Origin of the sequence: Marinobacterium sp. BA1 (genome assembly GCF_041155135.1) — a bacterium.
Classification (GTDB): Bacteria; Pseudomonadota; Gammaproteobacteria; order Pseudomonadales; family Balneatricaceae; genus Marinobacterium; species Marinobacterium iners.
This window is the reverse complement of record NZ_BAAFHC010000001.1, coordinates 1,370,772-1,383,356: the sequence shown is the minus strand read 5'-3', so window position 1 is coordinate 1,383,356 and position 12,585 is coordinate 1,370,772. Positions and strand designations below refer to the sequence as shown.

Here is a 12,585-nt window from a genome sequence, read left to right as displayed (position 1 = left end):
TAACAGATTAAGTATCAGCCACGTGATAACAAGAGAGACACAGAACATGCTGGAAAGACGCGACTTCTATATCAACGGCCAATGGGTGGCACCGACTCAGGCCAATGACCTTGAGGTGATTGACCCCTCCACTGAAAACGTCTGTGCCGTCATATCCCTGGGCACTCAGGCCGATACCGATGCCGCTGTGGCCGCGGCCCGCACCGCATTTGAAAGCTGGAGTCAGACCACCAAAGAGGAGCGGCTGGCGCTGCTGGAAAAGCTGTACAGCCGCTACAAGGCCCGTTCTCAGGAGATGGCCGAGGCGATCTCGCTGGAGATGGGCGCGCCGATTGCCCTCGCCCAGAGTGCTCAGTGGGGGGCGGGTGCCGGCCACCTGAAAAATTTCATTCGCGTGCTGCGCGAATATGAATTCGAGACCCCGTTGGGTGAGCATGCACCGGGCAACCAGATTCTTCGAGATCCGATCGGCGTGTGTGGTCTGATTACGCCCTGGAACTGGCCGATGAACCAGGTCACTCTGAAAGTGGCAGCGGCACTGGCAGCGGGTTGTACCATGGTGCTCAAGCCGTCCGAGATTGCGCCGCTTTCGGCCATGCTGTTTGCCGAGATGATCGATGAAGCCGGTTTACCGGCCGGTGTGTTCAATCTGGTGAACGGTAATGGTGCCGGTGTCGGGACTCAGCTGTCCGGACATCCCGATATCGATATGATCTCGTTCACCGGCTCGACCCGTGCCGGTATCGCCATCTCCAAAAATGCGGCTGACACGGTTAAGCGAGTCAGTCTTGAGCTGGGCGGCAAGGGGGCCAATATCATCTTTGCCGACGCGGATGAGAAGGCGGTAGTGCGTGGCGTTCGCCACTGCTTCATGAACTCGGGGCAGTCGTGCAATGCGCCGACCCGTATGCTGGTTGAGCGATCCATCTATGATCACGCGGTACAAACGGCCATTGAGGTGGCAGCCAAAACCGAGGTCAATCAGGCATCACTGGAAGGCAAGCATATCGGACCGGTGGTCTCCAAAGCCCAGTTCGACAAGATTCAGGGGCTGATTCAGCAGGGCATCGATGAGGGTGCACGGCTGGTGGCGGGTGGTACCGGCAGACCGGACGGAATGAGCGAAGGCTACTTTGTGCGCCCCACCGTATTTGCCGATGTGACCAACGAGATGACCATTGCCCGTGAGGAGATCTTTGGCCCGGTGCTGTCGATCATCCCCTTTGACAGCGAAGAAGAAGCGCTGCGCATCGCCAATGACAGCCCCTATGGTCTGACGCATTATGTGCAGACACAGGATGCCGACAAGGCCAAGCGTGTGGCGCGCAAGTTGCGTTCGGGTATGGTACAGATGAACGGTGAATCGCTGGGTGGCGGAGCGCCCTTTGGTGGCTACAAGCAGTCAGGCAATGGTCGCGAGGGCGGCCCCTGGGGGCTGGAAGAGTATCTGGAAGTGAAGGTTGTGACCGGCTGGAGCTGATTTTTCTGGCCCCACTGGCCAAACGGCAGCCCTGTACCGGTAAGACGGAACAGGGCTGTTGTTTCAACCGTCCAGGTGTACCAGTCGATTCTGTACCCAGGGGTGATCGCGCAAGCGCTCTGACATATGGTCAAGAAATGCGCGCACCCGTGGGTTAAGGTTGCGGCGGCTGGCGTACAGTGCGTTGATCTCCAGTGGGTCTAGGGTGAACTCATCAAGCACGCGCACGATGCGACCGGTCTTGACCAGTTCACCGCAGAACACCTCAGGCAGACGCCCAATTCCCATTCCCTGCAGGATCATTTCCCGCACGAAACTCATGCTGTTCGTTCTCAGTCGGCCGCCCATGGTGACCGGTTCGTTGTCATTCCAGTTGGTAAAGCGCAGGTGATCAAAGGGCTTGAGCAGGCTGATGCATTGGTGATGAGCGAGGTCATCCGGTGTCTTGGGCATGCCGTGCTGTTCCAGGTATTCAGGCGTTGCAAAAAGTCCCCGGTGCAACCCGGCAATATGACGTGCAATCAGGCTGGAGTTAGGCAAAGGGCCAAGTCGCAGAGCCAGGTCGACCCCTTCCTCAATCAGGTCAACGGTCCGGGTGCTCAGCTCGACATCCACTTCCAGTTTTGGGTAGGTCTGCATGAAGCTGGTGATCACTTCGTTCATCATGAACACACCGATCTCGGTGGGCATGGTCAGGCGCAGACGGCCACGCAGCTCGGTTTTGGATGCACTGATGTCGTCCTGAACGGCTTCCAGATCATCCACCAAAGGCTGCGCCCGGTTGAACAGCTCCTCACCTTCCGGCGTGAGCTTGAGTTTGCGGGTGGTGCGTTGTATCAGCCGGATACCCAAGGTGTCCTCCAGCTGCGCGATACGGCGGCTGATGGTGGACTTCTGTACATTCAGGCTGTCGGCTGCGGCGGTAAAACTGCCGGTTTCGACAACACGGATAAACAGGCTGAGGTCATTCAGATTCATCAAACTCTCCAGAACAGAAAAGAGACCCGGACCTAGCCTCGCGGATCACGCGCGAAGGCCTCGATGGCCTGAATAATGGCCGCCACGCCATTGCCGCGGGATGGGCTCAGGTGACGGCGAATATCCAGCTGATCCAGAACAGCACCGAGATCAGTGCTCAGCAGCTCGGCCGGTGTAAGGCCGTTGATACGGTCGAGCAGAAGCGCCAGCAAAGCTCGCAGAATACGGGCATCCGCATCGGCCTGACAGGCCAGCCGGCCAGTGTCATCCAGTGCCGGGACAAGCCATACACGCGATTCACAGCCATGCAGACGGTAGCAGTCCTGCTTGAGAGCGTCGGGGAGCCCCGGCAGGCTTTGACCAATGTGCATCAGGGCTTGATAGCGGGCGTTCCAGTCTGTTGCAGAGTATACCCTCTTAATCAGGTTTTGGGAGGTTTTTTGTTCGATAAATGCAACGGTGGTTGAGGTTGTCTGGCTCTGTATCAGCTGATCGAGGCAGCTGGCGAGCTGTTCGGCTTCATCCAGTCGGTTGTAAAAGGCAAAGGATGCACGCAGTGAACCCAGCAGTCCTAATGATCGCATCAGCGGCATGGCGCAGTGGTGACCGGCACGAATGGCAATACCGTGACGATCAAGCCAGTGGGCCACATCCTGCTGGTGGAAACCTTCAAGCTCAAACGACAGCAGACTGACTCGATCACTGCCAAAAGGCAGCTCATGGAAGCCTTTAAGTTGCGAGCAGCAGTCTCGTGCGTGCTGTAGAAGTGTCTGTTCATGCCGTTCCATGGCCGTACGATCCTGCTGCTGCATGTATTCAATGGCGGCTGCCAGCCCTATGGCGCCCTCGATATTGGGCGTACCGGCTTCAAAGCGAAACGGCAGATCGGCATAGGTTGTTCCGCTGAAACTGACATCGCGGATCATCTCGCCGCCACCTTGCCATGGGGGCATCTGCTCAAGCAATTCTCGGCGTCCCCAAAGGGCACCAATGCCGCTGGGTCCAAACAATTTATGGCCAGAAAAGGCGTAGAAATCACATCCGAATCTGGTCAGATCAATATCAAAGTGAGGCAGGGCCTGTGCACCATCCACCAGCGTGACAGCACCGGCATCGCGGCCAAGCCTGCACAGCTGTTCAACGGGATAGCGCGTGCCCAACGCATTTGAGACGTGACTCAACGCAATTAGTTTTGGGCGTTTCTGCAGCAGCAGCTGATAAGCTTCAAGATCCAGATCACCATCAGGCTGCAATGGGATCACTTCAATGCGTGCGCCCACCGTTTCGGCCAACATCTGCCAGGGTACGATATTGGCGTGATGGGAACTCTGCTGCAGCAGAATCAGGTCATCGGCGCGCAACTGGTTACGGCCCCAGCTCTGGGCGACCAGGTTGATCGCTTCAGTAGTGCCGCGTGTCCAGATAAGACAGGCAGGATCGTCAATGCCCAGCCAGTTAGCCAGGGTGGTGCGGGCCTGCTCGAAGGCCGTGGTGGCCTGTGCTGACAGCGCATGGCTGCCGCGATGTACATTGGCGTTGCTCGTCTTGTAAAAGCGACTGATGGCTTCGATGACGACACGAGGCTTTTGGGTCGTGGCCGCATTATCGAGGTAGATCAGTGGCTGGCCATGTACTCGCTGCGACAGCAGCGGGAAATCCCGCCGCCAGCGCACAGGGTCAGAAGGGCGGGAATGGGTCAAGCCGTTGCCTCTGCTGCCTGATATCGGTCAAGCTGACTGCGCCAGCGCGCATATAGCATGGCCGCGTTAAACAGCGTTACCAGCAGTACACAATCGATGATGCCGAGCCAGCGAGTGGGTGGCACCAATGCGGCAATTACGGCTTCAAGGAAGTAGAGCAGAAGCACAAAGCATAGCCAGGCATGACCACGCGGCTTTCCTGAAATCACAACCGGTGCAAAGGCTGCAAGCGGCAGAAAGTGCACCAGCCAGATAACCCATGGATTGTCGCCCTTTGAAGGTGACAGCCAGAGATACCAGAGAGTGAACAGCAACAGCAGGCCGAAATAGCTCAGTAGAACCAGTATGCGGCTGATGCGGGTTTTCAGTTCCAAGGTGCTCATCAGACCTCCCGATGCAGTTTGAGTGCCAGCTGAGCCAGGCGTCGGCCCTGCTTGGCCGCCAGCGCCTTTTCATGTTCATCCAGTTCAGAGCGCTCACTCTGACCACTGACGTGGGTTGCCCCGTAGGGTGTGCCGCCAGTCTGAGTTTCCAGCAGCTCGGTTGCGCTGTAGGGCAGCCCAGCGAGCACCATGCCGTGATGCAAAAGAGGCAGCATCATGCTGATCAATGTGGTTTCCTGTCCACCATGCAGGCTGGCACTGGAGCTGAAAACGCAGGCTGGCTTGTCGATCAGGGCACCGGAGAGCCAAAGGCTGCTGGTGGAGTCGATAAAGTACTTGAGTGGCGCTGCCATATTGCCAAAGCGGGTGGGGCTGCCCAGCGCAAGGCCTGAACAGTGGGCGAGGTCGGCTTCGGTACAGTAGATGTCGCCACTGTTGGGGATGTCGGATGCAGTCGCCTCGCACACGGTCGATACAGGCGGGACCGTGCGCAGCCTTGCTTCCATCCCGGCCGCTTCAATACCGTGGGCTATCTGATGAGCCAGGGCACGGGTCGCGCCACTGCGGCTGTAATAGAGCACCAGAACGTATGGCTGACTCACGCCAAAATCTCCAGTACCGCTTCCGGCGGGCGACCGATGCGGGCGCGATCGCCGTTGATGACGATCGGGCGCTCAATCAGTTTGGGGTGCTGGGTCATCGCCTTGATAATGGCGGCATCATCCAGCTCCGGGTTGTCCAGACCGGCCTCTTTGTATTCGGCCTCTTTTACGCGTAGCAGCTCCCGCGGGCTTATGTTCAATGCTGCCAGCACTTGCTTCAATTCGTCAGCCGTTGGGACATCCTTCAAATATTCCCGCACCTCAGGCTCGATACCCTGTTCCTGCAGAAGTTGTAGGGTCTGACGTGACTTGGAACAGCGTGGGTTGTGATAGATGCTAATCGACATAAGGGCTCCGTTTCGGGCTTTCAATACAGTCTCTGGAGCCCTATTGTATAGGGCATAACCTTGTTTAGTTAAGAGAGAGTGTATGCAGAAGGGATCCCTGCCAGTGGTTTTGGTATTCATTCGTTCACTGGCACGTCAGTTTCAGGCCAATCAGGGCATCCTGAATGCGGCGGCACTGACTTATACCACGCTGTTTGCCGTTGTGCCCTTGATGACGGTGTCCTACTCGATGCTGGCAGCTGTACCGAACTTCAAAGGGGTTGGTGAGCAGGTTCAAGCCTGGATCTTCGCCAATTTTGTGCCTGCTACCGGTGAAGTGGTGCAGAACTATCTGGGTACCTTTGCCTCGCAAGCACAAAGTCTGACCGTAATCGGCATCGTGTTTCTGGTCATTACCTCAATCATGATGATGAAAAACATCGAGGCGGCCTTCAACCGGATCTGGCGAGTGGCCGAGCCGCGCAAGGGGCTGTCGAGCTTTCTGCTCTACTGGGCCGTGCTGAGCCTGGGGCCTGTCCTGATTGGTCTGGGACTGCTGCTGACCTCCTATATTGCCAGCCTGTCCATTATCACCAGTGCCACCGAGGTGGTTGGCCGGGCACGACTGCTGTCAGTCTTACCTCCGATATTCTCAGCGCTGGCGTTCATGCTGCTGTATGCGGCAGTACCCAATTGTCGCGTACCGTTGCGAAATGCGGCTCTTGGTGGTCTTTTTGCGGCTGTCCTGTTCGAGATCGCCAAGCGTGGCTTTGTCCAGTTCGTCACTCTGTCGCCGTCCTATCAGCTTATTTATGGTGCTTTTGCGGCAGTGCCTCTGTTTCTGGTCTGGATCTATATCAGTTGGGGGATCATTCTGCTGGGGGCAGAACTTACACGGTTGCTGACGGTGAGTCAGGTCAATAAGTACCGGACCAATGAGCCTCACCTGTATACTGTTTTGGCAGTCCTGCAGCGCCTCTGGCGCGCGCAGCAGGAAGGTGAGCCCGTACCTGATCGGGTGTTGCTCAAAGAGGTTCCCGGGCTTGATCAAGGGCGCTGGGATGATTACGTACAGTTGCTCAGTGGCGCCGGACTGATTCGGCGTACAGAGGGTGGGCAGTATCTGCTCAGTCGTGATCTTGGCAGTTATACCCTGTTGCAATTGCAGCAGGAGCTGCCCTGGCCACTGCCGGACCCGTTGCCCGAAGAGGGTGAGCACTGGCAACGAGAACTTCAGCTAAGGTTGCGTCAGTTGCAGGTGCAGCGGGGCGAAGCGCTTAACCTTAGCCTGCGGTCACTGTTTCGTGACAATGACAGACAACACGAACTGGAAACACGGGAGTGATGATGGCAAAAATCTGTGTGCATGCGCGGATAACCGGCCGGGTACAGGGTGTATGGTTCCGTCATTTTACCCGCGAACAGGCGGAGGCAAACGGTCTGACCGGTTGGGTCCGAAATCTGCCGGACGGGTGTGTTGAGGCACTGCTGTGCGGTGAGGAAAAGGCAGTACGCCACGTAGAGGCCTGGCTCAACACTGGGCCGGAATTGGCCAATGTGGCGGATGTCAGCTCTGATGATCAGTTTTTCGATGACAGCCTGCAGGCGTTCGAGATTATCGACTGAGCGCTTTCTTGAGCCATTGTGCCAGCTGGAGAGCCCGTGGCGATGCGGTCTCTCCGGGCAGCCAGAGGCTGAGTCTGGCATCGGTCTCAATAAAGCCCCATGGGGCTGCCAGCCGGCCGGTTCGCAGATCCTCTTCCACCAGATATTCAGGTGCAATCGCAACGCCCAACCCCACCAATGCGGCCTCTAGCATGTAGTTGAGATGCTCGAATGATTGCCCAATGGTCAATTCAGATACGGCCAGATTTTGCGCATGGCACCACAGCGGCCACGCCTGTGGCCGCGACAGGGTTTGCAGCAGTGGCAGCTGCAGCAGGGCAGCTGGGTCCGGCTGTGAGGTTGATGGTACCAGTTTGGGGTGCATCACCGGACCGATTCGTTCCGGAGCCAGATCAATCACCAACTGATCGGATGGCCAGGGCGGGCTGGCAAATCTCAGCGCTGCATCTATCCCGGGCCTCAGAGTCTGCTCTTCTTCACTGGCGGTCAGATGCAGCTCAAGCTCAGGGCAGTCCTGTTTGAGCTGATCAAGGCGTGGGATGAACCAGCGGGCGAGAAAACTGCCGCTGCAGCTGAGTACCAGTGGAGCGCCGGCGGCCTCACGTTGCAGCGCATTGCAGGCGCGTTCAAGCTGTGAGAATGACTCCTGCGTTGTACGGTAGAGGCGGTGTCCGCTGTCGGTCAGTTCAATGCCGCGGCCAACGCGCCGAAACAGCTGTACACCGAGTTGCTCTTCAAGTTGCCGGATTTGACGGCTGACCGCACCATGGGTGACGTGCAGACACTCAGCGGCGCGTGTGATACTCAACTCGCGTGCAGCCGCATCGAAGGCACGCAAGGCGTTGAGCGAAGGCAGGGAATGCAGGGATCGTGTCATTTTATCTGTTACTTTTTCTCACAAATATGTGTGATCTTATCGTTTTTTAATCGTCATTGCATGTACTAGACTTGCCGTCAAATCCAGGCTTTTTGGAGTAACACACATGAGCACAGACAACACTCTCAGGCAGGGTCCCGACGCCAGCGGCTTTTTTGGCCGTTTTGGTGGTCGTTTTGTAGCCGAAACCCTGATGCCGCTGATACTCGAATTGCAGGCGGAGTATGAGCGTGCCAAGCAGGACCCGGCCTTTCACGCCGAGCTGGAAAATTTGCAGAAGGATTATGTCGGTCGCGAAAGCCCGCTTTACCTTGCCGAGCGCCTGACCGAGGAGTTGGGCGGCGCCAAAATCTATCTCAAGCGTGAAGACCTGAACCATACCGGTGCACACAAGATCAACAACTGCCTGGGGCAGATTCTGCTCGCCCGCCGCATGGGCAAAAAACGCATCATTGCCGAGACCGGTGCAGGCATGCACGGTGTGGCCACCGCAACCGTTGCGGCGCGTTTCGGCATGGAGTGCGTCATCTACATGGGCAGCACCGACATTCATCGTCAGCAGCCCAATGTGCAGCGAATGAAACTGTTGGGTGCCAAGGTCATTCCCGTGACCAGTGGCACCGGTACGTTGAAAGATGCGATGAACGAAGCCCTGCGTGACTGGGTGACCAATGTCGACAGCACTTTTTATATCATCGGCACGGTAGCGGGTCCGCACCCCTATCCGGCTATGGTACGCGATTTCCAGGCTGTCATCGGTGAGGAAACCCGGCGCCAGATCATGGATAAGGAAGGTCGCCTGCCGGATACCTTGATCGCCTGTATCGGTGGCGGTTCCAACGCCATGGGACTGTTTCACCCGTTCCTTGATGACAAGTCGGTCAAAATGATTGGCGTGGAAGCCGGAGGCGAAGGGCTCGACAAGCGTCATGCGGCCAGCCTCAAGGGCGGTGAGCCGGGTGTGCTGCACGGCAACCGTACCTTCCTCTTGCAGTCCGAAGACGGCCAGATTCAGGATGCACACTCGATCTCGGCCGGTCTGGATTATCCGGGCATCGGTCCCGAGCACGCCTGGTTGCATGACATCAAGCGTGTTGAATATGTGGCCATCACCGACCAGGAAGCGCTGGAAGGGTTCAAGGCACTGTGCAAGTACGAGGGCATCATCCCGGCGCTGGAGTCATCCCATGCCATCGCCTATGTCACCAAACTGGCACCGACGCTGCCGAAGGACCATATCATCGTTATCAATCTCAGTGGACGTGGTGACAAGGACATGGCAACCGTAACCGAACATCTGGCAGCCGAGCTGGCACAGTAAGGGGTACAGAATGACAGCAAATAACATCGCCAGTCGCATGGAGCGCCGCTTTGCCGCGCTGCAACAGGAAAACCGTGCTGCACTGGTCACCTTTGTTACCGGTGGTGACCCGGACTATGGCAATAGCCTCAAAACGCTGCTCGGACTGCCGGGCGCCGGTGCGGACATTATTGAGCTGGGCATGCCGTTTACCGATCCAATGGCAGACGGTGCGGCCATTCAGTTGGGCAGCCAGCGTGCGCTGGCCGGTGGCCAGAACATGGTCAAGACCCTGCAGATGGTACGCGAACTGCGCAAGCAGGATCAGGATACGCCGGTGGTGTTGATGGGGTATTACAACCCGGTCTACCGCTACGGCGTTGAAAAATTCCTGCAGGAGGCGGCTGAAGCCGGTGTGGATGGACTGATTGTGGTCGATTTGCCGCCGGAGCATGATGATGAGCTTTGTATTCCTGCCCGTGAAGTGGGTATCCACTTCATTCGTCTGGCAACACCGACCACCGATGCCAAGCGCCTGCCGGGTGTGCTGAACAATACCTCCGGCTTCCTGTATTACGTTTCCAGTACCGGTGTAACCGGTGCCGCCGCTCCTACACCCGAGAAGGTGCAGAAAGAGGTGGAAGCAATCAAGGCACATACCGAAATTCCTGTGGCTGTGGGGTTCGGTATCCGTACACCGGAGCAGGCTGCGCGGATCGCGGGTTTCGCTGATGGTGTAGTGGTGGGCTCGGCACTGGTTGACTGCATCGCGCAGGCCGAAACGCCGGAAGCGGGTACTCAGGCCGTGCTTGCGCTGACACGTGAGCTGTCTACCGCCGTGCGCACAGCTCGACAGTAAAACGGTTTAACGGATCTTCAATCCCGGATCTGCAGTCAAGAGCTGCCGGTCCGGGATTTTTGTGTTTGGCTCACGCCATATTCAACACCTTCTGCCCCGAGGAGCGCTGACGCATCCGTTCCAGATATTCCTTTACTGCTCCGCTCCCGATCAGTTCGTCACCCAGCGGCAGCCTGGCGACATAGTCCAGAATCGGTGTCAGCAGTGCATCAGCCATGCTGTAGTCCCGGCCGCAGATAAACGGGTTGTCTGCCAGCAGCTCGCGCACACGTTTAAGCACGGAGCGGGCAGCCGGCAACCTTTCCTGTACCTTGTCCAGACGAACCTGGCCGTTTGCCCCCTTGGGAAATGCAAATTCCAGCACGATATCGCGTAACAGCGCCTGGTCAATATAAAGTGCAATTTCGGCACTGTGTTCATCTACACGTGCGCGCTCAAGAGGATCGGCAGGCTGCAGGGCAGGGCCATCAAAGCGTGCATCCAGGTATCGACAGATGGTACTGGTTTCTATCAGTATCTGACCGTCATGCAGCAAAGCCGGCAGCTTGCCGTAGGGATGGATTGCGAAATGCTCGGGGCTTTTGGAATGGATCTCCGTGCCGGCGGGAGCCATGCCGCAGGTATAGTGGATACCTTTTTCCTCGCAGCAAAGCATGACCGAACGGGCAAAGCTGCTGAATGTTGGGGCAAAGATGTAGACGCTGCTTTCCATTGGGTGTCTCCTTCGTGTTGTGAAAGACTGCAGTCTGGTACGAACTCAAAATATGTTAAAGAACATATTGTTGTCCTGTGGCATGCTGTATCGGAGTCCAGCAGGAGAATTGACATGCCATGGCCTAGCACGCGCCGTGCCGAGAGTCGTGATCGGATATTATTCAGTGCCGAAAGGTTGTTCACCAAGTCTGGCTTTGACCAAGTCAGCATCGACCAGGTGATGCAGGATGCAGGTATGACCCGAGGTGCCTTTTATGCCCACTTTCGTTCCAAACAGGAGCTGTATTCCGAAGCGATTCTATCGGCTGCATGGCGTATGGGCGCTCAGCATCCGACCGATGTCGAGACGCTGATTCGGGCTTATCTGAGCCCCGAGCACCTTGGGCAGAAGAAAGGAAGCTGTCCGCTGGCGTTTCTGGTATCGGATATTGGTCAGCGCGATCAGCCGGTACGGGACAGCTACACAAAAGTATTCAGTGCATTGGCTACCAAGGTTTCTGGCGTACCTGATGCGGAGCCCGATGCAGCTGCGTTGAGGGCTTTGGTGCTGATGGTGGGTGGTGTGGCGGTTGCGCGGGCGCTGAATGATCCGATACTGGTGGAGAGGGTGCTGGCAGCCTGTCGTGAGGGTGCCTTGTCGGAGACGGCGTCCGTGCCGCTCTAAAATGGTGTCCCCGGCTGGCTCCCGAAGGGCTCCGACCCGGGCGAATGTGGGGTCAGTCTACTGCGTGGGCACAGTTCCGGCAGTAGTTGACCTCGATAATGGGGTGGTACAGGTCTTCAATCGCGCACAAGTCGGCACGGTATTCTTCCGGCGTCGTATTGCCATGGGTCACCACGGCGGCAACCAGTGTCCATGCTCCCTGTCCGACCGACCAGACATGCAAGTCGACGATGGTGGTATCGTCGTGTTTGCGCAGTTGTTCGAGTGCTGCATGGCGGATCGTATCGGGACCTTCCCGATCCAGCAACACGCCGGAAGTCTGGCGCAGCAGCCCCCATGACCAACGCAGAATAATCAACGACGCGACCAGTGCAATTGCCGGGTCCAGCCAGGTCCACCCCCATAGCCAGGCAGCGGCCAAGCCCGCAATGGCGGCAACGGAGGTGAGGACATCGGCCATGATGTGTACCAGAGCCGCACGCAGATTCGAGTCCTCATGGTGTTCGTGTGCATGTTCACTGTGGCTGTGATGGTGCTCGTGCTGGCCGGACAGCAGCCAGATAGAGAGCAGGTTTACTGCCAGACCAATAATCGCCACGATCATCGCTTCCTGGGGCATGAGTTCGGTTGGTGTCAGCAGTCGATGAATCGACTCGTAAATCAGCCAGAGTGTTGAGACACCCAGTAGCAAAGCACTGGTATAGGCGGCCAGGTCGGCAATCTTGCCGCTGCCCAGACTCAGACGGCGATCGTGAGCGTGGCGGCGCGATAGATAGTAGGCGAGTGCAGCCAGGCCTAATGCCATTGCATGCCCAGCCATGTGAATACCGTCAGCAAGCAGTGCCATGGAGCCGGTAACAAGACCGGCGATCACTTCTGCCAGCATGGTGACCAGTGTTAGCAGAGTGACCAGAGTGGCGCGCTGTTCGGCCTTGCGCTTGTGTCCTTGACCGAAGTCGTGCGGATACTGAAGTTGATCTGCCGTCTGACATTCCAGGGAGGAGGGGGGCTGTTTGGACATGACAACTCCGAAAGTCAATTACACAGGTGAAGCTCACGAGTGTATCAAGGATTCG

General features: G+C 57.3%; 14 protein-coding genes. 6 read left to right on the top strand and 8 right to left on the bottom strand.

Going from position 1 to position 12,585, the window contains the following annotated elements:
- Positions 1–46 precede the first annotated feature (46 nt).
- Entirely contained in the window at positions 47–1,480 is a 1,434-nt protein-coding gene (locus ACAM29_RS06810) for an aldehyde dehydrogenase family protein (protein WP_091826963.1), read from the top strand.
- Between the two features lie 63 nt (positions 1,481–1,543).
- Here the strand turns inward: ACAM29_RS06810 and ACAM29_RS06805 are convergent, their stop codons facing one another.
- Genes ACAM29_RS06805 through arsC form a run of 5 tightly spaced genes read right to left on the bottom strand, consistent with a single transcriptional unit; the run spans position 1,544 to position 5,490 of the window.
- Positions 1,544–2,458, bottom strand: a complete 915-nt coding sequence (locus ACAM29_RS06805; RefSeq protein ID WP_091826964.1) for a LysR family transcriptional regulator — start codon at positions 2,456–2,458, stop codon at positions 1,544–1,546.
- A 32-nt stretch (positions 2,459–2,490) separates the two neighbouring features.
- On the bottom strand, positions 2,491–4,158 hold the full coding sequence (locus tag ACAM29_RS06800; RefSeq protein ID WP_369623633.1) for a SufS family cysteine desulfurase: 1,668 nt from the start codon (positions 4,156–4,158) through the stop codon (positions 2,491–2,493).
- Positions 4,155–4,541, bottom strand: a complete 387-nt coding sequence (locus ACAM29_RS06795) for a DUF2069 domain-containing protein (protein ID WP_369623632.1) — start codon at positions 4,539–4,541, stop codon at positions 4,155–4,157. The genes ACAM29_RS06800 and ACAM29_RS06795 overlap by 4 nt, the downstream gene beginning before the upstream one ends.
- Entirely contained in the window at positions 4,541–5,143 is a 603-nt protein-coding gene (gene wrbA / locus ACAM29_RS06790) for an NAD(P)H:quinone oxidoreductase (RefSeq protein WP_091826966.1), read from the bottom strand. The genes ACAM29_RS06795 and wrbA overlap by 1 nt, the downstream gene beginning before the upstream one ends.
- On the bottom strand, positions 5,140–5,490 hold the full coding sequence (arsC, locus tag ACAM29_RS06785; RefSeq protein ID WP_091826967.1) for an arsenate reductase (glutaredoxin): 351 nt from the start codon (positions 5,488–5,490) through the stop codon (positions 5,140–5,142). Before arsC ends, wrbA begins: the two co-directional genes overlap by 4 nt.
- 82 nt (positions 5,491–5,572) lie before the next feature.
- Here arsC and ACAM29_RS06780 point away from each other — a divergent pair, with 82 nt between their 5' ends.
- Entirely contained in the window at positions 5,573–6,814 is a 1,242-nt protein-coding gene (locus ACAM29_RS06780; protein WP_369623631.1) for a YihY family inner membrane protein, read from the top strand.
- A gap of 2 nt (positions 6,815–6,816) precedes the next feature.
- Positions 6,817–7,095 carry an acylphosphatase gene (locus tag ACAM29_RS06775; protein WP_369623630.1) on the top strand — a complete coding sequence of 93 codons (279 nt, stop codon included), beginning with the start codon at positions 6,817–6,819 and terminating at the stop codon, positions 7,093–7,095.
- Here ACAM29_RS06775 and ACAM29_RS06770 read toward each other — a convergent pair.
- Complete coding sequence (locus ACAM29_RS06770; protein WP_206841211.1) at positions 7,085–7,972, bottom strand: LysR family transcriptional regulator; 888 nt, start codon at positions 7,970–7,972, stop codon at positions 7,085–7,087. The genes ACAM29_RS06775 and ACAM29_RS06770 overlap by 11 nt on opposite strands.
- Before the next feature lie 106 nt (positions 7,973–8,078).
- On the opposite strand from ACAM29_RS06770, the gene trpB reads away from it, so the two are divergent.
- Both trpB and trpA read left to right on the top strand, forming a co-directional pair.
- On the top strand, positions 8,079–9,293 hold the full coding sequence (gene trpB, locus ACAM29_RS06765; protein ID WP_369623629.1) for a tryptophan synthase subunit beta: 1,215 nt from the start codon (positions 8,079–8,081) through the stop codon (positions 9,291–9,293).
- 10 nt (positions 9,294–9,303) lie between these two features.
- The gene (trpA, locus tag ACAM29_RS06760; protein ID WP_369623628.1) at positions 9,304–10,131 is read left to right on the top strand and encodes a tryptophan synthase subunit alpha; all 828 of its coding nucleotides are present in this window, start codon (positions 9,304–9,306) and stop codon (positions 10,129–10,131) included.
- A gap of 70 nt (positions 10,132–10,201) precedes the next feature.
- On the opposite strand, the gene ACAM29_RS06755 is transcribed toward trpA, so the two are convergent.
- On the bottom strand, positions 10,202–10,843 hold the full coding sequence (locus tag ACAM29_RS06755) for a glutathione S-transferase family protein (protein ID WP_369623627.1): 642 nt from the start codon (positions 10,841–10,843) through the stop codon (positions 10,202–10,204).
- 114 nt (positions 10,844–10,957) lie between these two features.
- Between ACAM29_RS06755 and ACAM29_RS06750 the strand changes: the two genes are divergently transcribed.
- Positions 10,958–11,509 carry a TetR/AcrR family transcriptional regulator gene (locus ACAM29_RS06750; protein ID WP_206841222.1) on the top strand — a complete coding sequence of 184 codons (552 nt, stop codon included), beginning with the start codon at positions 10,958–10,960 and terminating at the stop codon, positions 11,507–11,509.
- A 52-nt stretch (positions 11,510–11,561) separates the two neighbouring features.
- Here ACAM29_RS06750 and dmeF read toward each other — a convergent pair whose 3' ends face one another.
- Positions 11,562–12,530: a CDF family Co(II)/Ni(II) efflux transporter DmeF gene (gene dmeF / locus ACAM29_RS06745; RefSeq protein ID WP_369623626.1), complete on the bottom strand. Its 969-nt coding sequence runs from the start codon at positions 12,528–12,530 to the stop codon at positions 11,562–11,564.
- Between the last annotated feature and the right edge of the window lie 55 nt (positions 12,531–12,585).

Coding starts and splice junctions, on each gene's coding strand:
- ACAM29_RS06810 (WP_091826963.1), top strand. CDS start 47: ATGCTGGAAAGACGCGACTTCTATATCAACGGCCAATGGGTGGCACCG.
- ACAM29_RS06805 (WP_091826964.1), bottom strand. CDS start 2,458: ATGAATCTGAATGACCTCAGCCTGTTTATCCGTGTTGTCGAAACCGGC.
- ACAM29_RS06795 (WP_369623632.1), bottom strand. CDS start 4,541: ATGAGCACCTTGGAACTGAAAACCCGCATCAGCCGCATACTGGTTCTA.
- arsC (WP_091826967.1), bottom strand. CDS start 5,490: ATGTCGATTAGCATCTATCACAACCCACGCTGTTCCAAGTCACGTCAG.
- ACAM29_RS06780 (WP_369623631.1), top strand. CDS start 5,573: ATGCAGAAGGGATCCCTGCCAGTGGTTTTGGTATTCATTCGTTCACTG.
- ACAM29_RS06775 (WP_369623630.1), top strand. CDS start 6,817: ATGGCAAAAATCTGTGTGCATGCGCGGATAACCGGCCGGGTACAGGGT.
- ACAM29_RS06770 (WP_206841211.1), bottom strand. CDS start 7,972: ATGACACGATCCCTGCATTCCCTGCCTTCGCTCAACGCCTTGCGTGCC.
- trpB (WP_369623629.1), top strand. CDS start 8,079: ATGAGCACAGACAACACTCTCAGGCAGGGTCCCGACGCCAGCGGCTTT.
- trpA (WP_369623628.1), top strand. CDS start 9,304: ATGACAGCAAATAACATCGCCAGTCGCATGGAGCGCCGCTTTGCCGCG.
- ACAM29_RS06755 (WP_369623627.1), bottom strand. CDS start 10,843: ATGGAAAGCAGCGTCTACATCTTTGCCCCAACATTCAGCAGCTTTGCC.
- ACAM29_RS06750 (WP_206841222.1), top strand. CDS start 10,958: ATGCCATGGCCTAGCACGCGCCGTGCCGAGAGTCGTGATCGGATATTA.
- dmeF (WP_369623626.1), bottom strand. CDS start 12,530: ATGTCCAAACAGCCCCCCTCCTCCCTGGAATGTCAGACGGCAGATCAA.